The following is a 22,150-nucleotide window of genomic DNA, read 5'->3' as shown; positions in this document are numbered from 1 at the left end:
TCACACCGTCACCAGCTCACGCAGCCGTTCGAACCGGGTCGGTCCGATCCCGTCGACGTCGCGCAGCTGTTCCACGCTGGCGAAACCGCCGTGTTCCGCTCGCCACTCGACGATCCGGTCCGCCATCACCGGGCCGATGCCCGGGAGCGCGCGCAGCCCCTCCGCATCGGCCGAGTTCAGGTTCACCACGCCGGGTGCTCCACCGGATCCGTCCTCCGCCCCGGGCCCCTCCCCACCAGCCACCCCCTCCCTGGCACCCGGCGGGGGCGGCACCCCGACGTGGACCTGCTCACCGTCGGCGAGGCGCCGCGCGAGGTTGAGCTCGCCGACCTCGGCGGTCGGCACCTGCCCGCCCGCCGCGCGGACCGCGTCCGCCACCCGCGCCCCCGGTGCCAGGGTGACCAGGCCGGGCCGGGACACCAGACCCACGACGCTGACCACCACCTCGGTGGGCGCGGACGAGGGTGTGTTGGTGGGGGTTGTCGGCGACGGGACGGACTCGGCGACCGCGGCCACCGGCAGCGGGGGCGCGGGTTCGGCGGGCGGGCGGGACGCCAGCCACCACACGAGCCCCGCGCCGAGGAGCGCGGCCGTTCCCACGGCCAGGGCAGCCGACCGGCCGGGGTCCAGCCGGACTCCGCGCATCCCGTCGGGCAGCCACCTCCTCGCCCAGCCGCCGGCGGTGGTACTCGCGGCGTGGCGGGGTGTCCCCGTGCTCCGGCGTCCGTCGGCGCGGGGTTCCTCCGCATCGCCTCCCGTCGTCTCGGCCAGCACCGTCAACCGGTCGCGGGCGGCCACGACAGGCTCCGCACGCGGATCGTAGGCATGGAAGCTCGTCATGGCCCAGACGCTAGGGACGACAGCGGTCGCCGCGCGCCTCCCGGCGGCTCCCCTGTGGACAACCCCGGGATGGGGACAACTCCGCCCACGAGAGACCGAACAGCGGCCCACCGCACCCGCTCGGTCGGGGGCGTGACGTGTTCGAGTGGACGGCGGACCGGCGGGGACGGCCCCGCCGCGGAGCCCGGACCCGCCACGAAGCGCACATCAGGGTCCACAACGGATCGGTCGACTGATCGGTCGACGGATCGGGACCGGGAGGAGCCGCTGGCGCCCGTTCCGCTCGGGTGCCGGCACCTCGTGGCGGGCGGCGAGCGCCTCTCGGGAGCCAGCCGGTGACCTGCGCTGGTGTGCTCCCGCCGATCGCGCCGGCGACAGGGTGCCGTGCCTGGTCGCTGGCTGGAACGGGGGTCTTCGCGCTGGGGTGCGGGGCGTGCTGGTGGGCCTCGCGCCCCGCTGCGCCCTCGCGTGATCCGGTTGGCTGCCGCACGGCTGGTACCGCTCCTCGCAGCCTGGCTCGACGAGCCGTGCGGCACGGGCAGTGGTGACGCGTGCCCACCGGGGCAGGGCGGCGCTGCGGCAGCCGGCCTCGGTTCCCCTCGGACGATCCGCCCGGGCCTCCCGGTGCCTCGCAGTCGCCGGAATCCGGGGCGGCCGGACGGGGAGCGCGCCTACTTCAAGCCGACCCACGGCTGGCGGTCCTCGGTGGGCATGCCGTGGCGTTGAGCCTCGTCGCGGTCCTGGTCGCCACCGGTGCGCCCCTCTGGCCGTTCGGGATCGCCGTGGTCGCGTGGTCGGTGTTCGCCTGGGCACTCAACCCACCCATGCAGGCCAGCACCATCGCCGCCGCGCCAGGGGCCGCGATGACGGCGGTCTCGCTGAACATCTCCGGTCTCTACCTCGGCGCCGCCGTCGGCCGGAGCTGTCGGCGGTCTCGTCCTCGACCGGCTGGGTCCACCCGCGATCCCCGTCGTCGGGGCGATCGCGCTGGTGGGCGCCTGGGTGATCGCGGCCCCGGCGATCAGGGACGGCCGGACTCCGGCGCCGTGCGCCGAGGCCCCCGACGTCACCACCCGGCCGAAGCCGTGAAGCGCACCCGAGCGGACCGGTCAGGCGACGCCGACGCTCAGGCCCCGGCGGGCAGCCCTCCCGGTAGGACAACCGCTCCCAGCGCGCCGGGGCCGGTGTGCGCCCCCAGCGCGGCACCGAGCTCGGACACCAGGCAACCGTCGCACCCCGGTACGCGTTCCTCGATCAGACCTGCCAGCTCGACCGCCCGCTCCGGAGCGTCCAGGTGGTGGACGGCCACCGCGACCGGTCCGGAGCCGGAACTCCGCGCGACCAGCTCGACAAGCCGGGTCATCGCCCGTCGGGTGGTGCGCACCTTCTCCAACGGGACGATCCGCCCGTCGTCGACGTGCAGCAACGGCCGGATCGCCAGGGCCGTGCCCAGGAGCGCGGACGCGGAGCCGAGGCGGCCGCCACGCCGCAGGTGTTCCAGGGTGTCGAGGCAGAAGACGGTGCGGGTCCGGGCCGTCGTCGTCTCCGCCACCGAGGCGACCTCGTCCAGGTCAGCGCCCCGGGACGACGCGGCGGCCGCGGCGAGCACCCCGAAGCCCATGCCCATCGCAGTGGACCGGGAGTCCACCACCCGGATGCGGTCGGGCGCGACCTCCTCGGCGGCGCTCCTGGCCGCCTCCCACGTACCCGAGAGCTCACGGGAGAGCTGGATCGACAGCACCGAGGACGCCCCACCGTCCAGCAGGGAACGGAACGTCGAGGCGAACTCGGCCGGGGACGGTCGGGACGTGGTCACCCGGCGGTGGTGCCGCAGCGCGTCGGCCACCCCCGGGCCGTCCGAGCCCTCCCCGTCCAGCGTCCCCACTCCGTCCACCACCACGTGCAGCGGGACGCGGTGGATGCCGTGGCGCTCCGCCGCGCCCTCCGGCAGGTAGGCGGTGGAGTCCGTGACGATCGCGACGGGCATGGCACACCACCCTACGGGCCGGCGAGGGCGGCGCCCACCGAACCCGGCTGGCCCCCCCGGGTTCAGGTGGGTCCGGCGTTGTAGGCGCGAAGACGCCACCCCGTGGTGGTGGAGCGCTCCAAGACCACCCAGTTGCAGTTCGAGACCGCGGCCAACGACCCCCACTGCTCGAGGGGCAGACCGAGCAGCCGCGCCGTCAGCCCGACGATGAGACCGCCGTGCGCGCAGAACAGCGCGGTCGCGGGCTCGGGGCCGCCGCCACCCAGTTCGCGGTCGACCTCGTCGACCACCTGGGAGGCCCGGACGGCGACCTCGACCCTGCTCTCCCCGCCGGGAGGCGCGACCGTGGAGACCGCCCGCCACTCCCGCAGCGCTCCCGGCCAACCCGCTTCCACCTCGTCGTGGGTCAGACCCTGCCACTGCCCGCAGTGGGTCTCCCGCAACCGCTTGTCCAACCGCGACTCGACGCCCGTGACGGCGCTGAACGCCGAGGCCGTCGCGCTGGCCCTCCGCAGATCGGAGGAGACGAACACCGCGGGCGCGAACTCCGCCAGGACGGGCGCGGCGCGGCGTGCCTGTTCCCGGCCGGTGGGGGTCAGCTCGATGTCGAGCTGACCCTGGAACCGGTGGGCGACGTTGTAGGAGGTCTGCCCGTGTCTCCACAGGACGAGTCGCCCCAGGCCGGCGCTCATGCCGGCTCGCTCCCGGTCGTCTGCTCCGGCTCGCCGCCGGCCGGGTCGTGGAAGGGCACCCGGGGGCAGTCCTTCCACAGTCGTTCGAGGGCGTAGAACGCCCGTTCCTCGGAGTGCTGCACGTGGACGACCACGTCCACGAAGTCCAGCAGCACCCACCTGCCCTCCCGGGCGCCCTCCCGCCGCACCGGCTTCACGCCGTGCTCACGCAGCTTCTCCTCGACGTTGTCGACGATCGCCTCGACCTGGCGTTCGTTCGGAGCCGAGGCGATCACGAAGCAGTCGGTGATGACGAGCTGCTCGGACACGTCGAGCACGACGACGTCGTTCGCCTTCTTGTCGGCGGCCGCGTGCGCGGCGAGCAGCGCCAGTTCGCGGGCCTCGTCGGTTGCTACCACGTTTCTCCTTCCGGCGCGGGCGGGACGCGTCCACGCGACTCCCGGAGCCTACCGGCCGACGTGGGAGGCACCCGACGGCATTTCCCCACCGCCCGCTGACGCGTCCGCTACGGCCCGGGTCGGGCGGTATCGGCGCCCCGCCGGTAGAGGCCCCGCTTGGAGATGTACTGCACCACCCCGTCCGGCACCAGGTACCAGACGGGGAGCCCGGCGGCGACCCGGTCGCGGCAGCCGGTGGAGGAGATCGACATCGCCGGCACCTCCACCAGCGTGACCGAGCCCCTGGGCAGGTGGTGGTCGGCCAGCCGGTAGCCGGGTCGGGTGACGCCGACGAAGTGCGCCAGCTCGAACAGCTCGTCGACGCGGTGCCAGGACAGGATCTGTTCGAGGGCGTCGGCGCCCGTGATGAAGAACAGCTCGTCCTCGGGATACGCCCGGTGCAGGTCACCCAGGGTGTCGGCCGTGTAGGTGGGGCCACGCCGGTCGATGTCCACCCGGCTCACGGAGAACCGAGGGTTGGAGGCGGTCGCGATCACGGTCATCAGGTAGCGGTCCTCGGCCGGGCTGACCTCCGCGTCGGACTTCTGCCACGGCTGCCCGGTCGGGACGAACACCACCTCGTCGAGGTCGAACCGCGCCCCGACCTCGCTGGCGGCGACGAGGTGACCGTGGTGCACCGGGTCGAACGTGCCGCCCATGACACCGACCCTGCGCCCCCGGCCGCGCCGACCGGGATCGTGGACATTGCCTTCGGCCATGAACGGCGAGCCTACCGCCGTCGTGCGCTGTTCTCGCCGACCACAGCGGTGTCGAACACCACAGCCCAGGCGCCGGTCAGGACGCCGGGCGGGTGTGGCCGTCCCCCCAGACGACCCACTTCGTCGACGTCAGCTCGGGCAGGCCCATCGGCCCCCGCGCGTGCAGCTTCTGGGTGGAGATCCCGATCTCCGCTCCCATGCCGTACTCCCCGCCGTCGGTGAAGGCGGTGGACGCGTTGACCACGACCGCCGCCGCGTCGACCCGGGTCACGAAGTCCCGGGCCGCCCGCACGTCGTCGGTGACGATGGCCTCGGTGTGGCCGGTACCGTGCCGGGCGACGTGCCGGACCGCCTCGTCCAGGGAGCCGACCACCCGCACGGCGAGGTCGAGGGAGAGGTACTCGGTGTCCCAGTCCTCGTCGGTGGCCGCCACGGCGTCGGGCACCAGGGCCCGGGTCGACTCGTCCGCGTGGAGGGTCACACCGGCCTGGCGGAGCGCGACGGCGACGGCGGGCAGGAAGCGGTCAGCGATCCCCTGGTGGACCAGCAGGGTTTCGGCGGCGTTGCAGACGCTGGGTCGGCGTGCCTTCGAGTTCAACACGATCGGGATGGCCTGGTCCACGTCAGCGGCGGCGTCGACGTAGACATGGCAGTTGCCCACCCCCGTCTCGAGGGTGGGCACGGTGGCCTGCTCGACCACGGCGGAGATGAGCCCGGCCCCGCCCCGGGGGATCACGACGTCCACCAGGCCCCGGGCGGTGATCAGGTGCCGCACGGTGGCCCGGTCGTGGCAGGGCAGCAGCTGGACCGCGTCGGCGGGCAGGTCCAACTCCTCCAACACGTCCCGCAGCACCGCGACGAGGGCGCGGTTGGAGTTCTCCGCCGAGGAGGAGCCCCGGAGCAGCACCACGTTCCCGGACTTCAGGGCCAACCCGGAGGCGTCGACCGTGACGTTCGGACGCCCCTCGTAGACCATCCCGACCACGCCGAGCGGAACCCGGACCTGCCGCAGTTCGAGGCCGTTCGGCAACGTGCGCCCCCGCAGCACCTCACCGACGGGGTCGGGGAGGGCCGCCACCGTCCGCAGGCCCTCGGCGATGTCCCGAACCCGCTGGTCGGTGAGGACGAGCCGGTCGATGATCCCCGCCGGCAGGCCCGCCTGGGTGCCCAGTTCGACGTCCTCGGCGTTGGCGGCCAGCAGGGTCGGCGACGCCGCGACCAGCCGATCGGCCATCGTGAGCAGCAACTCGTCCTTGCGGGACTGGGGCAGCGGACCGAAGGTGGTGGCGGCGGTCCGGGCCCGCCGGGCGGCGTCCAGGACGCGCCCACGCAGGTCCTCGGAGTCGTGCGAACCGGTTCCGACCTGGTCGAACGTGGTGGTCACCACACCTAGGGTAGTCATCTCGCGGTCCGGGGTCCCCACCGCACCCGCCCGACCACCGCGGGAGAGGACACTGGGTCACCGGTCCGGTCACGACGGCCGGTCCTCGTCCGGTGAGGGAACGTCAGGCACGGAAGAGGTGGACGTGGACGACGAGGTGTTGCGGGAGATCGCCGAGGACCGGCTGAGGAGCCTGGCCGGCCCCGGGGCGCGGCTGCGGGAGGACCAGTGGCGGGCCATCAGGTCGCTGGTGGTCGACCGGCACCGGGTCCTGGTCGTGCAACGCACGGGTTGGGGCAAGTCCGCCGTGTACTTCCTGGCCACGGCGCTGTTGCGGGAGCTGGGCGAGGGACCCACCGTCATCATCTCCCCGCTCCTCGCGTTGATGCGCAACCAGCTGGCGGCGGCGGAGGGCGCCGGTGTCCGGGCCGCGACGATCAACTCGGCCAACACCACGGAGTGGGAGGACATCCAGGAGTCGGTCGCCGTCGGGGAGGTCGACCTCCTCCTGGTCAGCCCGGAGCGGCTGAACAACCCGGACTTCCGGGACACCGTCCTGCCCTCGCTCGCGGAGAACGCGGGGCTGCTCGTGGTGGACGAGGCGCACTGCGTCTCCGACTGGGGCCACGACTTCCGCCCCGACTACCGGCGGCTCCGCTCCCTCCTGGAGGGGCTGGACCCGGACGTCCCGGTCCTGGCGACGACGGCGACGGCCAACGACCGGGTCGTGCGGGACGTGGCCGACCAGTTGGGCGTCGGCGCGGACACCGGCCGGGAGCGGACCCTGGTGCTGCGCGGACCGCTGGACCGGGAGAGCCTGCGGCTGTCCGTGCTCCGCCTGCCCGACGCCGAGACGCGGCTGGGGTGGCTGGCCGAGAACCTGGGCCGCCTCCCCGGCTCGGGCATCATCTACACCCTGACGGTGTCGGCCGCCGAGGATGTCGCCACGTTCCTGCGGGAGCGGGGTTTCCCCGCCAGCGCCTACTCGGGACGCACCGACCCCGAGGACCGGCAACGCGCCGAGGCCGACCTGCTGGCCAACCGGGTGAAGGCGCTGGTGGCGACCTCCGCGCTCGGCATGGGCTTCGACAAACCCGACCTGGGTTTCGTCATCCACCTGGGCGCTCCCGCCTCCCCCATCGCCTACTACCAGCAGGTCGGGCGCGCCGGGCGAGGTGTCGAACGCGCCGAGGTGCTGCTCCTGCCCCAGCGTGAGGACGCCGACATCTGGCGGTACTTCGCCTCCCTCGCGTTCCCCCCGGAACCCGTGGTCCGGCACCTGTTGTCCGTCCTCGCCGAGGCGGACGGCCCGGTGTCCACCACGGCGTTGGAGCCCCGGGTGGACCTCAACCGCGGCCGCCTGGAAGTGGTCCTCAAGGTCCTCGATGTCGACGGGGCGGTCCGGCGGGTGCGGGGTGGCTGGGAGTCCACCGGCCGGGAGTGGACCTACGACGCCGACCGCTACGGCCGGATCGCCGAGGCTCGCCGCTCCGAGCAGAGCGCCATGCTGGACTACCTCGCCCACGACGGCTGCCGGATGGAGTTCCTGCGCCGCCAGCTCGACGACCCGGACGCGGCTCCGTGCGGCCGGTGCGACAACTGCACCGGGCGACGGTGGTCGGCCGGCGTCTCGGAGGGCGAGCGGGCCGCCGCGCGGTCGCGGCTCCACACCCCCGGCGTCAGTGTCCAGCCACGACGCCAGTGGCCCACCGGAATGGGCACGCTCGGCGTCCGCGTCAGCGGCCGCATCGCCGAGGACGAACGCACCGAGCCCGGCCGCGCACTCGGCCGGCTCACCGACGTCGGATGGGGCAGCCGGCTCCGGGGCCTGCTCCGCGAGGGTGAACCGGCGCCGACCGAGCTGCCCGAGGACGTCGTGCGGGGGTGCGTCGAGGTGTTGGCGAGCTGGGGGTGGGCGACCCGCCCGGTCGGCGTCGTCGCCGTGGGTTCGTCCCGCGCCGACTCCCTGAGCCGGGCGACGGCCGAACGCATCGCCACCATCGGGCGGCTCCCACTCCTCGGCGAGGTGACCATGACCCGACCGGTGGCGCGCCGCGCCAACAGCGCGCAACGGCTGGCCAGCCTGTGGGAGGCCTTCGCGCTGGACGACGGGCTCGCCCAGCGGGTGGCCGAGGCGGGTGGACCGCTGCTGCTGGTCGACGACCGGGTGGACACCGGCTGGACGTTCGCGGTCGTCGGCAGGCTGCTGCGCCGCGCCGGGGCTCCCCAGGTGCTGCCGTTCGCGCTGGCCGCCACCAGCTGAGGCCACCGGGGGATCAGCCGGACCGGGACGGGCCGGTGCCCTCCTCCCCGGTGCCGGCCACCCCGGCAGGGTTCGTGGTCGCCGCCGGTGCTCCCGGCGTCGGACGGGGCGACGAGTCGCTCCCCACCGGAGCCGAGGTGGCCTGGGTGGACGCGGGGGGCTGGGAGCCGGCGGGACGCCCAGCGTCCACCGGCGCTCCCCAACCGCCGCCGCCCCACCCGGGCGGTGGTCCGGCGACGGGCAGCGAACGGAGGTAGGCGCGCACCGGGGCCGGGGCGGTGAGCGAGAGCACGACCAGCCCGGGCACCCCGAAGGCGATCAGCAGGACGTAGGGGCTCACCGCGTCCGAGAGGCTCACCTCCACGGCCAACTGGATCACGCCCAGCAACAGCAGGACCCCGGCGACGGCCACGGCGGCGACCCGCCCCTGCCTGGGTTCCCTGAGCAGCATCGACCTCGCGGTGATCGCGGCGACCACGACGAGCACCTGGCAGACGAGCATCGCGACCTTCGCGCCCCGGTCGGTGGCGCTCTCGGCCATCATCAGGACCACCCCGACGAACGCCGGGGCGGTGACCACCGCCGCCAGCTCCAGGGCCCGGCGGGCCGTGACGAACCACAGCAGGTGCGGTGGCCCCGGTCGCAGGGTGAGCAGTACGGCCGGCACCGAGGCCGCGACGACGGCCGCCGGCAGGAACACCAGCCCGGAGGCCGGGATCCACAGGCTCTCCTGGTGCCCGGTGAACGACGACGCCAGCAGCACCACCACCCCGACCATCACCGCCACCCGGCGGAGGGTGTGATCACGCCGGAGCAGACCGACCAGGACGACGGCGACCAGCACCAGCCCCGACGCCGACGCCAGCACCAGCGCCGCCACCAGGGGGCCACCCGCCGCCCCCGCCACGTCGCCCGCCAGGAAGACCACGCTGCTGGCGACGAGGAGGACCGCGGCCAGGCCGCTGACCGCCACCCCCACCACCCGCCACCGCTCCCCCAGCCGCCGGCCCGACCAGGCCGACGTCTCGGCCCACCGGGGGGACAGGGCCAGCACGGCCCCCGCGAGTCCCATCGCGACACCCGCGCCGAGGCCGCCCCCCGCGCCCGTCAACGCACCGCCGCCGACGAGGCTCGCGTTCGCGGTCGTCGCGTCCCCGTTCACCACGTCGAGGACGACCGTCACCACCACGACCACCAGGTACGGGGTGTTGAGCACCAGGCGGAGCAACCACGCGCGTTCCGGCCCGACCGACGGGCCGAACGTCCCGATCCGCGCGAGGTAGAAGACGCTGAGGGAGGCGAGCGAGACCAGGGTGACCAACACGACCTCGAGACGATCCGCGCCGTCCTCGGCGAAGGTCCAGGGCAGCGCCAGGGGGACGAGCAGCAGCACCAGCGCGACGCCGTCCCGGACGAAATCGCTCCAGTGCACCCCGGTGAAGGGGTTGGGCACGGTGGCCGGGGCGTCCGGTGGCGGGGTCGGGTGGTGCGGTCCGGGTGGCGGGTCCGCCGGGCCGCTCGGCTCGGCGCTGGCCGCCCCGCCACCTCCGTCCGCCATGCCGGCCTGGACGGTGGCGGCCAGCCGCTCACCGCAGTGCACGCAGAAACGGCCGCCACCCGCCGGATGACCGCACTCCCCGCAGAAGTTCACTGGACGTCCTCTCGGTCAGGCTCGCCGGTGACGGCACGACGCGGGGCGCCAGGGATCGACCGCCGACGACCCGCCCGTGCTGTCGCGACCCCGTGGCTCGTCCCGCGCCGGACGCACCCCGGCGTCGTCCCACCGGTCGTCGTGCTCCCGACGACGGCGGGCCCGGACGGCGCGACCGCCGCACCGGCGACGGCGGCCTCGATCGCCACCGTGATCAGGCGCCTGATCGTATCGGCCAGGACGGTCGGGGGACCCTCGGAGCAACGGGAGCCAACCACCGCCGCCCAACCCTCCACCGTTCGGATCAGGACGTCGCTCCCGGCGGGCCAGCCCGGTAGCGGACCGGTGGCCGGGGTGGGGGCGGGACGACGGCCAGCACCACGTCCAGCCGCGCTCGGTCACAGCCGGGGGAGCGGAACCAGGTCGTCGGCGTGGACCACCTCACGACGCAGCTCGGGCGGCAACCGGTGGCTGGACGATCCGATCAGGGCCGGCAGTTCGGAGGCGTCGAAGTTGACCACGCCCCTGGCGACCACGCGCTGGGTGGGATCGAGCAGGTCCACGACGTCGCCCGCGTGGAAGGAGCCCTCCGCCCGGGTCACGCCCGGGGCCAACAGCGAACGGCGGGACTCGACCACCGCGGCGACGGCACCGCTGTCCAGGTGCAGTCTCCCCGCCGGGTCGGCGGCGTAGCCGAGCCAGAACCTGCGGGCCGGCAACCGCGCGCCCGTGGGCGCGAACGCGGTGCCCACCGAGGCGTCCGTCAGGGCGGCGCCAGCGTCGACGGCTCCCGCCAGCAACACCGGGATCCCCGCACCCGCCGCCAACCGGGCGGCGGCGAGCTTGGACGCCATCCCCCCTGTTCCCAAGCCCGAGGCACCGACCCCACCGGCGCGGACGCCGGCGATGTCGTTCGCGCAGGCGACCTCCCGCACGACCCGGGCCCCGCCCAGCCGGGGGTCCCCGTCGTAGAGGGCGTCCACGTCGGAGAGCAGCACGAGCGCGTCCGCTCCCACCAGGTGCGCCACCAGCGCCGCCAGCCGGTCGTTGTCCCCGAACCGGATCTCCTCGGTGGCGACCGTGTCGTTCTCGTTGACCACCGGAACGGCACCCAGGGCCAGCAGCCTCTCGAAGGTGCGTTGGGCGTTCCGGTAGTTCGCCCGGCGCACGACGTCGTGCGCGGTCAGCAACACCTGCCCCACGGTGCGCGCGTAGCGCCCGAACGACAGCGCGTAGGCATGGGCCAACTGCAACTGGCCGACGCTCGCCGCCGCCTGCTGGGTCGCGAGGTCCTTCGGCCTCCTGGCGAGCGCGAGCGGGGCGAGTCCCGCGCCGATGGCGCCCGAGGACACGAGGACCAGCTGCGTTCCCGACTCGCACCGCCGCGCGACGGAGTCCACGAGGCTGTCGAGGCGCCCCCGGTCGAGCCCTCCCCCGGCCGTCGTCAACGACGACGACCCGACCTTGACCACCAGCCGGCGGGCGGCGGCCACCGCCGACCGCGCCGCCGACTGGATCTCGCAGGTCACCGCCGTGCCTCCCCGGCGTCGCCCCCGTCCTCGGTGGCACCGGCGGGCGGGGGCTCCTCGATGCCCCGGCGGACCCGTTTGGCCGACTTGCGCTCGGCCGCCGTGGGGCGGTCGGTCCGGTCGAGCCGGGGGTCCTCGCCTCGGCTCATCATGGTCACCGCGACCCCGGCCGGCGTCGACGGCTCCCAGTCGAAGGTGACGCCGCCGATCGTGACCGCGCTGCCAGGGCGGGCGCCCTTCTTCGCGAGCTCGTCCTCGACACCCAGCCTGGCGAGGCGGTCAGCCAGGTAGCCCACGGCCTCACCGTTGTTGAAGTCGGTCTGCCGCACCCACCGCTCCGGCCGCTCACCCCGCACGAGGAAACCGTCCTGGTCGTGCGGGTCCCGGACGACCTCGAACCCGGAGTCGTCCACCGCGGTCGGGTGCAGCACCAGCCGGGTCGGTTCCGGGGCCTCCCGCCCGGCCCGGTCGCGCTCGACGATCGCGGCCAACGCGAAGGTGAGCTCCCGCAGGCCCTCGCGGCTCGCGGTGGACACCGCGAACACCTGGTGGCCCTTCGCCCGCAGCTCCTCCTCCACCATCTCGGCGAGTGCCCGACCGTCCGGGATATCGATCTTGTTGAGCACCACGACCCGGGGCCGGGAGGAGAGGTCCGCGTCGAGGGAGGGCGTGTACTCGGCCAGTTCACGCTCGATGGCCTCGATGTCGGCCACCGGGTCCCGGTCGATCTCCTCGCTGGCGCAGTCCACCACGTGGACCAACACCGAGCACCGCTCGATGTGGCGCAGGAAGTCCAGCCCCAGCCCCCGGCCGGAGCTGGCGCCGGGGATCAGCCCTGGCACGTCCGCCACGGTGAAGACCTTGTCCCCGGCCGTGACCACCCCGAGGTTGGGCACGAGGGTGGTGAACGGGTAGTCGGCGATCTTCGGCCGGGCGGCGGAGAGCACGGCGATCAACGAGGACTTACCGGCGGAGGGGAACCCGATGAGGCCCACGTCGGCCACGGACTTCAGCTCGAGGACGAAGTCCCGTTCCTCCCCGGGTTCGCCCAACAACGCGAACCCCGGGGCCTTCCGGGCCCGGGACGCCAGCGCCGCGTTCCCCAACCCTCCACGCCCGCCCCGGGCGGCGACCAACCGGGTGCCCTCGCCGACGAGGTCCGCGAGCACCTCCCCGTCCGGGCCCAGCACGACGGTGCCCTCCGGAACCCGCAGTTCCAGGTCCTGGCCCGTGGCACCCTCCCGGTGACCACCCTGCCCCTGCCGGCCGTTGGTCGCCCTGGCGTGCGGCCGGTAGTGGAAGTCCAGCAGGGTGTGCACGCCGGAGTCGACCACCAGCACCACGTCGCCGCCCCGGCCACCGTTGCCGCCGTCCGGCCCGCCCAGCGGCTTGAACTTCTCCCGGTGGACGGAGGCACACCCGTTGCCACCGTTGCCTGCGGCCACGTGGATCGCCACGCGGTCAACGAAGCGGGACACGGCTTGCTCCTTCGGTTCGTCGCGGCGAGGCCGCGGTCAGGGGTCTCCCGGCGGTGCGCGCCCGGCCGGGAGCGTCGCGGGGCACCACGCGGTGGGACATCGGACCAGTCCACACCGCCAGGGCCTTCGCCCACGGACCCCGAGACGCCAGAACGGGGGGCGGGACCAGCTACTGCGGCCCGCCCCCCGTTCGGGGTGTCAGTGGTCGTCGTCGGACGCAGGCCTCAGGCGGCCGGCACCGGGACGATGTTGACGGTCTTGCGACCACGCTTGGTGCCGAACTGCACGGCACCGTCGGTCAACGCGAACAGTGTGTCGTCGCCGCCACGGCCGACGTTCACACCGGGGTGGAACTTGGTGCCGCGCTGGCGGACCAGGATCTCACCAGCGTTGACGGCCTGGCCGCCGAACCGCTTCACACCAAGCCGCTGCGCGTTGGAATCGCGGCCGTTCCGGGAGCTGGATGCGCCCTTCTTGTGTGCCATGGCTGGTCAGATCCTCACTTGTTGGTGATGCCGGTGACCTCGACGCGGGTCAGCTGCTGACGGTGACCCTGCCGCTTGTGGTAGCCGGTCTTGTTCTTGAACTTGTGGATGCGAATCTTGGGGCCTTTGGTCTGCTTGACGACCTTGCCGGTCACCGAGAACTTCCCCAACGCGTCCGCATCGGTGGTGACGTCGCTGCCATCGACGACGAGCAGCGCCGGGAAGTTGACCTCGGTGCCCGGCACGCCAGCAAGCTTCTCGACCTCGACGACGTCGCCGACAGCCACCTTGTACTGCTTGCCGCCGGAATTGACGATCGCGTACATCGGGACGGAAGTCTCCTGCTACTCGACGATGATGGGCGACGTGTGCACTCGCCCGCTCCAGCTGGAGCCACGAAGGACACACGACTAGGGTCCTCCTGACGGAGGATCAGGTTCAGGGTACGTGGCCCGTTCGAAGCCGGTCAAACCGGGGTACCTCCCGGTCGTCTCCGGCCCTGCACCGAACGTCGGCCCCGCCACCACCCGAGTGGGCAGCGTCCTGACCTGCAACGAGACGAGTCTAACCCCTGCCGTCGGGCCGCCTGACGCGCCCCCCGCGATTCGAGGAACGCGACCCGCCACACACACACGACGGCGCCACCGCCCTCGGAGGGCGGTGGCGCCGGAACGTGATCGGGACGACCTCAGGCGTCCGGCCCTCCCGGCGGGCCCGCCGGACGGGACGCGGCCCGACGGCGCCCGGAGCGGGCGCGGGGCCGGCCGGCGGTGACCAGCTGGTCCTCACCACCGTCGTGGGACTCCACGTGCCCGTTCCGCCGCGCACCCGAGTCCACCGCGTTGGAGGAGTTCGCCGAGTCGGTGGTCGTCGTCACCACGGCGACGGGCTCGGCCGAGGACGCCGCCGCGCCGGCCGCGCGGGTCGCGGCGCGCCGCTCACCCGTGCGGCGCCGGGATGCCGGCTTCTCGCTCCGCGCCGGCTTCTCCTCGCGCTGCTCCTCACGGGCACGCTCGGCCACGGCCGGTTCCTCGCCGGCCTCCCGCGCGGGCGGAACCTCCTCCACCCTCGGAGCGGACGCCGGCTGGTCGGCCGGGGGCTGAGCCGGTTCGGCCGCTGGCTGCGCGCTCGCCGCCGGCCTGGAGGCCCGACGCCGGCCGCCGCTCCGAGCCTCCTTGGGGCGCTGCTCCTCGACGGGCTTCGCCTCCGGCTTCGTTTCCTCCCGCTGGCCCGGCTCCTCCGCATCCGGGGACGCGGCCTTGTCCGACGCACCGTTCAGCGTCGCCTCGGCGACCTGTTCGAGCCCCTGACCGCCCTTGTTGCGCTGCCGGGCACGGCGACCGGACCCGCCGCCGGCGTTGCCGGCGGAGGCGGCGGCCCCGTTCTGACCGCCGTTGCCGTGCTGGTGGCCGTTGCCGCCGCCCACGCCCACCGGCTCGGTGGAGACCAGCAGCCCCCGACCCCGGCAGTGCTCGCAGGTGGTGCTGTAGGCCTCGAGCAGGCCCGTGCCGACCCGCTTCCGCGTCATCTGGACGAGCCCCAGCGAGGTGACCTCGGCCACCTGGTGGCGGGTGCGGTCCCGGCCCAGGCACTCGGTCAGCCGGCGGAGCACCAGGTCGCGGTTGGACTCCAGCACCATGTCGATGAAGTCGATGACGATGATGCCGCCGATGTCACGCAGCCGCAGTTGGCGGACGATCTCCTCGACCGCCTCCAGGTTGTTCCTGGTGACCGTCTCCTCCAGGTTCCCACCGGAACCGGTGAACTTCCCGGTGTTCACGTCGACGACGGTCATCGCCTCGGTGCGGTCGATGACGAGGTAGCCCCCCGAGGGCAGCCAGACCTTGCGGTCGAGCCCCTTGGCCAGCTGCTCGTCCACCCGGTGTTCGGTGAACACGTCGACGGCCCCGACATGGCGCTTGAGCCGTCCCACCAGGTCCGGTGCGACGTGCTCGACGTAGGACTGGATGGTGTCCCAGGCCTGCCCGCCCTGGACGGTCAGACCGGAGAAGTCCTCGGTGAACAGGTCCCGGACCACCTTGACCAGCAGGTCCGGCTCCTCGTAGAGGAGCTGCGGGGCGGAGGAGCGAACGGTCTCGGCCTTGTCCTTGATGACCTGCCACTGGGCCTGGAGCCGCCGGACGTCGCGGTCCAGCGCCTCCTCACTGGTGCCCTCCGAGGCGGTGCGGATGATGACACCCGACTCCTCGGGAACGATGCGGCGGAGGATCTCCTTGAGCCGCTTGCGCTCGGTGTCCGGCAGCTTGCGGCTGATCCCGGTCGCCCCACCGCTGGGCACGTAGACCAGGAAGCGCCCCGGCAGGCTGATCTGGGTGGTCAGCCGGGCGCCCTTGTGGCCGAGCGGTTCCTTGGTGACCTGGACGAGCACGCTGTCGCCGGTGGAGAGCGCCTGCTCGATGCGACGGGCCTTGCCCTCGAGGCCGGCGGCGTCCCAGTCCACCTCGCCCGCGTAGAGGACCGCGTTGCGGCCCCGCCCGATGTCGACGAAGGCCGCCTCCATGCTGGGCAGCACGTTCTGCACGCGGCCCAGGTAGACGTTGCCCACGATCGAGCCGCTGTTCGCCGAGGCGACGAAGTGTTCGACGAGGACACCGTCCTCCAGCACCGCGATCTGCGTGCGGTCGCCGCGCTCCCGCACCACCATCTCGCGTTCGACGGCCTCCCGCCGGGCGAGGAACTCCGCCTCGGACAGCACCGGGGTGCGCCGCCGGCCCGCCTCACGACCGTCCCGCCGGCGCTGCCGCTTGGCCTCCAGCCTGGTGGAGCCGCGCACGGCCCGCACCTCGTCGTCCGAGGACTCCTGCTTGGGGGCCTTGGTCTCCCGGACGTGCACGACGGTGTTCGGCGGGTCGTCCTCCCGCAGCCCGGTCTCGTCGTCCGAGGAGCCCTTGCGCCGACGGCGCCGGCGGCGACGCCGGCTGCCCTCGCCCTCGCCGGACTCGGCCTCCGACTCACCAGCCTCCGCCGCCTGGTCCCGGTGCTGGTCCTTCTCCTGGACGCCGTCCTCGGCCGACCCCGGCTGCTCGGCGGCCTCCTCGTCGGCCTCCTGGTCGCGCGGGCCGTCACCGTCGCCGTCCTGACCACCCCGACCGCGACCCCGGCCCCGGCGGCCACGGCGGCGCCGGCGACGACCGCCGCCGTCCTCGTCCTCGTCTGTCGCCTGGTCCGCCGCGGGCGGCTGCTCCACGACCGGCTCGTCCTGGGCGCGCGGTTCCTCCCGTTCCTGGGGCTCCTCGCGCCGCGGCTTGGCCGGCCGTGACTCGGGCCTGGCCGCCGCCGGCTGCGGGGGCAGGAAGACGGCCTGCGGCGGAGCGAACACCGGGGCCAGCGCCCCCACCGCGTCACCACCGGAGGCGTCCTGGGAACCGGAGGCGGTGGTCTCCTCGGTACCGGTGGCCTGGGCGGCACGTTCCTCGGCCTCGGGTCGGCCCGTGTCCTCGGGGGGCAGCAGCGCCTCCGCCACCTGCTCCGCCAGCTCCCTGGTCACGCTGGACTGGGCGCTGCGCACCTCGATGGAGAGGTCGGCGAGGGTCGCGATGACCTCCCGGCTGGTGACCCCCAGCAGCTTGGCGAGCGCGTGCACCCGCAGCTTGGGGGGGAAGGTGGCACCGGACGTGGGTGCGACGGTGGCCCCACCGGCGGAACCGGCGGGTGTCTCGTTCTTCGACATGCAACTCCTCCGCCCCCGGGCGCGTCCCACCGGGACGCGGCCGCGCAGGGGCCTTGTGTTCTCGTCATCCGCCGCTCGAGGCGACGGCAATCCTGTCGGCTACCTGCCGGGTGTCGGTGTGCTCTCCGCGCCCGCGCAGGCGATGTCTCGTGACGACGCGTCGAACCGCCCGTCAGCCTCCACCTGGGTCGGCCCTGTCGCCTCGTTGGCAACCGTTCTGTCGGCGGCCAGTGGGTCGACGATGCACCCGTCGTCGTCGAGCGTCCCCTGGGCCATCCGGGTCGCCTTCGCGGGCACCGGCGGCTCCAGACCAGCGACGACGCGCAGCGCACCTAACACGTCATCTGGCCGCACGGTTGGTGTGGCTTGCCGGACGACCGCCGCCAGTATCCCACATGGCGGTGCGCCACGCCGCCGGTCGTCCACCCGATCGTCGGAGACCACTGCGCCACCCTGGGCAGCGCCGTGGTCGTGACCTGGTGGAACCTCGGCCGCTACCGGCCGCCCCGCCCCTCCGGGAAGGCCGTCGTCGCGCGCGTCGCCCATGGTGAGCGGACTCACGATAGGGACGCCCCAACCCGCCTGGCCGGCGGACAGCCCGAGCAGCGCCGGTCGGACGTCCATCAGCACCCGGCCGTTCTTGGTCAGCCGTTCGACCTCCGCGCGGTCCTCGGCCCACAGGGAGGCGGCCGCGCTGGCCAACGCCAGGGGCGACACCCCTGGCAGTTCGATCACCCACAGGCTGACGTCGATGCGGTGGGCCAGCACACCCGGCCCGGCCTCCACCGCGTCGAGGATGTCCAGACCGGCCGGCAACGCCCTGTTCAGTTCGCTCCGCAGCACGGCCGCCGGTACTCGTTCGGCCAGTTGCACCTCCACGTACTCCGCCTCGCTCGCGGCCCCGGTGGGCGCGGCCCCCACCCAGGACACCCGTGGATGAGGGCTGAAGCCCTGCGAGTAGGCCATGGGAACGCCTCCGCGCCGCAGCGCGCGTTCGAAGGCCCTCGCCACGTCCCGGTGGGACATGAACCGCAGCCGTTCCCGTTTGGCGTACCGCAGGCGGACCTTCCGCACCGACGTCGGCAGGGTCCCGGTCGCTGGTTGACGACTCAGTGCCGATTCCTTTCCGTAGTCACGGAGGGTGATCCCCGAAGATCACCCGGACGGACCAGGCAGGGGCGGTCCGCTCCTCCTGTCGGCGGTCCGGCACCTGCACCGGACAGCCATTTCCCATCAGTGGAAGAAGGTACCGCCCGCGATCCGGGCCACTCGTGCTTGTCCGACGGGCACGATGTGGCTAGCGTCCGCGACGTCGGTACGACGACGCGGCGTGTCCACGCCCCGAACGGGATGGGAGTCACGGTGCCCCTGCCATGCCGCACCCAGCTCGTCTCGATGAGCGTGGCGTTGGCCGTCGGCTGCTGCGTGGTCGACCCGGCCTCGTCGGAGGCCGCCTCGCCGGGGCACCGCGGCGAGCGCCCCGGTCTCTGCGCCGAGGGTTCGGACGCCGAGCGGTACCTGGTGGTCTTCCCCGAGGGGCTCGACCGCCGGAGCGCGGAGGAACGCATCACCGAGGCCTGCGGCACCACCGTGGCGCACTACCACCAGATCGGGGTGGCCGTCGTCACGGCGCACGACCCCACCTTCGACGACCGCCTCGTCGGCGGCCGCGCGGTGAGCGCGCAACGCTCCCGCACCGCCCTCGACCGGGGCGGGGAGACCCGCCTGACCTCCACCGGGGCCACCCTCCCGGCGCCCGCCGCGAGCTCGCCACCGGCCGGCGACCTGGAGTGGAACCTCAGACAGGTGGGGGCCGACGAGGCCCGGCGGGTGGGCACCGGCCCGGAGGAGGTCGTGGTCGGGGTGCTCGACTCCGGGGTCGACCCGGCCCACCCCGCGTTGACGGGCAGCGTCGACGTCTTCCGGTCCGCCGGGTGCCTGACGGGCCGACCGGATCGGGCCCGGGATGCCTGGACGCCCAGCACCTCGCCCCACGGGACGCACGTCGCCGGGATCATCGCCGCGACGGGGGCGGACGGCGGTCCGGCCGGCGTCGCGCCGGGGGTGCGGATCGCCTCGGTCAAGGTCGTCGACGACGACGGCTACATCTACCCCGAGTACGCGGTGTGCGGCCTCATGTGGGCGGCGACCAACGGGATGGACATCACCAACAACAGCTACCTCGTCGATCCGTGGCCGCTGCTGTGCGCCGGCGACCCGGGCCATCGGGTGGCCGGTGAGGCCGTGCGGCGGGCCGTGCGGTTCGCCGAGGACCACGGGGTGCTCACGGTCGCGGCCGTCGGCAACGACGCGGTGGATCTCTCCGCGCCCTTCCGGGGTGTCGAGGCGCGCGGTGGTGGCGGGGCCCGGTGCTCCGCCCTGCCCGCCGAGGTGCGCGGAGTGCTCACCGTCGGCTCGGTCGGCCCGGCCGGGGTCAAGGCACGCGCCAGTTCCTACGGGTACGGGGTGGTGGACGTGGTGGCCCCGGGCGGCGACCGGTGGCAGTCCGGGGTTCCCGGCGGTGGCTGTGTCAGCTCCACCGTGCCGGGTGGCCGGGACGAGCTGTGCGGCACCTCGATGGCCGCTCCGCACGCGAGCGGCGTGGCCGCGCTGCTCGCCTCCCACCGTCCCGACCTGACCCCGCCCCAGCTGCGGGGCCTGGTCCGGGGGCAGGCCAACCCGATCGGCTGCCCCGAGGCGTACGACCTCGACGGCGACGGGGTGCCCGACGGCGTGTGCACCGGGTCGCCCTACTACAACAGCTTCCACGGGGCCGGGCTGGTCAACGCGCTCGCCGCCGTGGGCGGTTGACCCCGGGCGCGCGCTCGTCGGCGTCCCGCCGGTCGACCTCCGCACCCTGGCCCACCCCACCGAGCGGTCCGCCCGCTCCCAGCCGACGCCGGCCGCCAGGTGCCCGACGACGATCGGGCGGACCACGACCTCGTGATCAGCTCACGCCGGTCCTCCGTCGTCGCTGGCCGCTCCGGGTGCCACCCCGGCCCGGTCCGGCGGCGAGAACGCCGGGTTGCGGACCGGGCTCCCGGTGCCCACCGACGCGATCGGCAGGAGCGTCCGTCCCGTCGGACCGATCTCGATGTCGGTCCCCATCGTCGGGCACACCCCGCAGTCGAAGCACGGCGTCCAACGGCAGTCGTCCTGCTCCCGTTCGTCGAGCGCGTCCTGCCAGTCCGCCCACAGCCATTCCTTCTCCAGACCCGAGTCGAGGTGGTCCCAGGGCAGCACCTCGTGCTCCTCGCGTTCCCTGGTCGTGTACCAGTCCAGGTCGACCGGGGTGGAGGCGAGTTCGGTCGCGCAGGCGTCGACCCACCGCTGGTAGGAGAAGTGCTCGCTCCAGCCGTCGAACCGCCCGCCGTCCCGCCAGACCCGTTCGACCACCGGTCCCAGCCTCCGGTCGCCCCGGGAGAGCAGTCCCTCGATGTGCGAGGGCCTGCCGTCGTGGTAGCGCATCCCGATGCTCCTGCCGAGGCTCCGGTCTCCGCCGACCTCGGCTCGCAACCGCCGCAGCCGCCCGTCCACGACCTCCGGGGCGCACTGCGCGGCCCACTGGAACGGCGTGTGCGGTTTGGGGACGAAGCCGCCGATGGAGATCGTGCACCGGATGTCCCGCCGCCCGGAGGCCTCCCGCCCCGCGCGGACCACCTCCTTGGCCATCCGCGCGATCTGCAGGACGTCCTCGTCGGTCTCGGTTGGCAACCCGCACATGAAGTACAACTTCACCTGACGCCACCCGTTGGCGTAGGCGGTGGTGACGGTCCGGATCAGGTCCTCCTCCGAGACCATCTTGTTGATCACCCGGCGGATCCGCTCGCTGCCGCCCTCCGGGGCGAACGTCAGGCCGGAGCGCCGCCCGTTGCGGGCCAGCTCGTTCGCGAGGTCCACGTTAAAGGCGTCCACCCTCGTCGAAGGCAGGGAGAGCCCGGTGTTGGTCCCCTCGTACCGGTCGGCCAGCCCCTTGGTGATCTCGGCGATCTCCGAGTGGTCGGCGCTGGAGAGGGACAGCAGCCCGACCTCCTCGAACCCGGTCCGCTCCAGACCAGCCCTGACCATCTCGCCGATGCCCTCGACGGAACGCTCCCGCACCGGGCGGGTGATCATCCCCGCCTGGCAGAACCGGCACCCCCGGGTGCAACCCCGGAAGATCTCCACGCTCATCCGCTCGTGCACGCTCTCCGCGAGCGGCACCAGGGGCTGCTTGGGGTAGGGCCACTGGTCGAGATCCATCGTGGTCCGCTTGAAGACCCGGAACGGCACCCGGTCCCGGTTCGGGGCTACCCGCCGGATCCGGCCGTCCTCGTGGTACTCGACGTCGTAGAAGCGGGGGACGTAGACACCGCCGGTCTCGGCGAGCCGCAGCAGGAGTTCGTCCCGCCCACCCGGGGAGCCCTCCCGCTTCCAGTCACGGGTGATGTCGGTGATCTCCAGCACCGCCTCCTCGCCGTCACCGAGGACCACCGCGTCGAGGAAGTCCGCGATCGGCTCCGGGTTGAAGGCCGCGTGCCCGCCGCCGACCACCACGGGGTGTTCCTCGGTCCGCGCGTCGGCGCGCAGGGGGATCCTGGCGAGGTCGAGGGCGGTCAGCAGGTTCGTGTAGCCGAGTTCGGTCGCGAAGCTGACCCCGAGCAGGTCGAAGTCACCGACGGGCCGGTGGGCGTCGACGGTGAACTGGGGCACGCCGTGCTCCCGCATCAACGCCTCCAGGTCCGGCCACACCGAGTAGGTGCGCTCGGCGAGCACGTCCTCCCGTTCGTTGAGGATCTCGTAGAGGATCATCAGCCCCTGGTTGGGCAGACCCACCTCGTAGGCGTCCGGGTACATCAGCGCCCAGCGGACCTCGGTCGCCTCCCAGTCCTTCGTGGTGGAGTTCAGCTCACCACCGACGTACTGGACGGGCTTGGACACCCTGGGCAGCAGCTGCTCGAGTTCGGGGAAGACGGACCGCGTGCTCACAGCGCGACAGGGTAACGAGCCCCGCCGGC

17 protein-coding genes are annotated in these 22,150 nt (G+C 73.6%); 2 read left to right on the top strand and 15 right to left on the bottom strand.

Translation table 11 applies throughout. The features are described 5' to 3' along the window. The 7 genes from C1701_RS18695 to C1701_RS18665 form a co-directional block, all read right to left on the bottom strand. Complete coding sequence (locus C1701_RS18695; RefSeq protein WP_337661818.1) at positions 1–840, bottom strand: ComEA family DNA-binding protein; 840 nt, start codon at positions 838–840, stop codon at positions 1–3. A gap of 676 nt (positions 841–1,516) precedes the next feature. Then, entirely contained in the window at positions 1,517–1,726 is a 210-nt protein-coding gene (locus C1701_RS27690) for a hypothetical protein (RefSeq protein ID WP_026418478.1), read from the bottom strand. A 240-nt stretch (positions 1,727–1,966) separates the two neighbouring features. Beyond that, on the bottom strand, positions 1,967–2,827 hold the full coding sequence (locus C1701_RS18685; protein WP_026418479.1) for a DegV family protein: 861 nt from the start codon (positions 2,825–2,827) through the stop codon (positions 1,967–1,969). 62 nt (positions 2,828–2,889) lie between these two features. Beyond that, positions 2,890–3,519, bottom strand: a complete 630-nt coding sequence (locus tag C1701_RS18680) for a histidine phosphatase family protein (RefSeq protein WP_026418480.1) — start codon at positions 3,517–3,519, stop codon at positions 2,890–2,892. Then, complete coding sequence (rsfS, locus tag C1701_RS18675; protein WP_026418481.1) at positions 3,516–3,917, bottom strand: ribosome silencing factor; 402 nt, start codon at positions 3,915–3,917, stop codon at positions 3,516–3,518. Before rsfS ends, C1701_RS18680 begins: the two co-directional genes overlap by 4 nt. Before the next feature lie 107 nt (positions 3,918–4,024). After that, positions 4,025–4,615, bottom strand: a complete 591-nt coding sequence (nadD, locus tag C1701_RS18670; RefSeq protein WP_030105358.1) for a nicotinate-nucleotide adenylyltransferase — start codon at positions 4,613–4,615, stop codon at positions 4,025–4,027. A 136-nt stretch (positions 4,616–4,751) separates the two neighbouring features. Beyond that, positions 4,752–6,077: a glutamate-5-semialdehyde dehydrogenase gene (locus C1701_RS18665; RefSeq protein WP_103057097.1), complete on the bottom strand. Its 1,326-nt coding sequence runs from the start codon at positions 6,075–6,077 to the stop codon at positions 4,752–4,754. A gap of 124 nt (positions 6,078–6,201) precedes the next feature. On the opposite strand from C1701_RS18665, the gene C1701_RS18660 reads away from it, so the two are divergent. Further along, positions 6,202–8,319 (top strand): RecQ family ATP-dependent DNA helicase, encoded by a 2,118-nt coding sequence (locus tag C1701_RS18660; RefSeq protein ID WP_103057096.1) that lies wholly within the window; start codon positions 6,202–6,204, stop codon positions 8,317–8,319. Positions 8,320–8,332: 13 nt separating this feature from the next. Here the strand turns inward: C1701_RS18660 and C1701_RS18655 are convergent, their stop codons facing one another. From C1701_RS18655 to C1701_RS18620, 7 genes are all read right to left on the bottom strand, one after another. Further along, positions 8,333–9,970 carry a DUF7937 domain-containing protein gene (locus C1701_RS18655; RefSeq protein WP_026418485.1) on the bottom strand — a complete coding sequence of 546 codons (1,638 nt, stop codon included), beginning with the start codon at positions 9,968–9,970 and terminating at the stop codon, positions 8,333–8,335. Between the two features lie 398 nt (positions 9,971–10,368). Continuing rightward, a complete protein-coding gene (gene proB / locus C1701_RS18645) occupies positions 10,369–11,499 on the bottom strand; it encodes a glutamate 5-kinase (RefSeq protein WP_026418487.1) in 1,131 nt (376 codons plus the stop codon). Then, positions 11,496–12,977: a GTPase ObgE gene (gene obgE, locus C1701_RS18640; RefSeq protein WP_026418488.1), complete on the bottom strand. Its 1,482-nt coding sequence runs from the start codon at positions 12,975–12,977 to the stop codon at positions 11,496–11,498. The genes proB and obgE overlap by 4 nt, the downstream gene beginning before the upstream one ends. 224 nt (positions 12,978–13,201) lie before the next feature. After that, complete coding sequence (rpmA, locus tag C1701_RS18635) at positions 13,202–13,462, bottom strand: 50S ribosomal protein L27 (RefSeq protein ID WP_016697099.1); 261 nt, start codon at positions 13,460–13,462, stop codon at positions 13,202–13,204. Between the two features lie 14 nt (positions 13,463–13,476). Continuing rightward, positions 13,477–13,788 carry a 50S ribosomal protein L21 gene (gene rplU / locus C1701_RS18630; RefSeq protein ID WP_016697098.1) on the bottom strand — a complete coding sequence of 104 codons (312 nt, stop codon included), beginning with the start codon at positions 13,786–13,788 and terminating at the stop codon, positions 13,477–13,479. 362 nt (positions 13,789–14,150) lie between these two features. Further along, positions 14,151–17,153, bottom strand: a complete 3,003-nt coding sequence (locus tag C1701_RS18625) for a translation initiation factor IF-2 N-terminal domain-containing protein (RefSeq protein ID WP_103056347.1) — start codon at positions 17,151–17,153, stop codon at positions 14,151–14,153. A 99-nt stretch (positions 17,154–17,252) separates the two neighbouring features. Next, complete coding sequence (locus C1701_RS18620; protein WP_337661817.1) at positions 17,253–18,227, bottom strand: TIGR03936 family radical SAM-associated protein; 975 nt, start codon at positions 18,225–18,227, stop codon at positions 17,253–17,255. A gap of 288 nt (positions 18,228–18,515) precedes the next feature. Here C1701_RS18620 and C1701_RS18615 point away from each other — a divergent pair, with 288 nt between their 5' ends. Beyond that, positions 18,516–19,964 (top strand): S8 family peptidase, encoded by a 1,449-nt coding sequence (locus tag C1701_RS18615; protein WP_245588761.1) that lies wholly within the window; start codon positions 18,516–18,518, stop codon positions 19,962–19,964. A 141-nt stretch (positions 19,965–20,105) separates the two neighbouring features. Here C1701_RS18615 and C1701_RS18610 read toward each other — a convergent pair whose 3' ends face one another. Further along, positions 20,106–22,121 carry a TIGR03960 family B12-binding radical SAM protein gene (locus C1701_RS18610; protein WP_030105370.1) on the bottom strand — a complete coding sequence of 672 codons (2,016 nt, stop codon included), beginning with the start codon at positions 22,119–22,121 and terminating at the stop codon, positions 20,106–20,108. Positions 22,122–22,150 lie beyond the last annotated feature (29 nt).

The organism is Actinoalloteichus sp. AHMU CJ021 (assembly GCF_002895405.1).
GTDB lineage: Bacteria > Actinomycetota > Actinomycetes > Mycobacteriales > Pseudonocardiaceae > Actinoalloteichus_B > Actinoalloteichus_B caeruleus.
The sequence above is the reverse complement of the archived record's forward strand: the minus strand, read 5'-3'. Positions and strand labels throughout refer to the sequence as shown.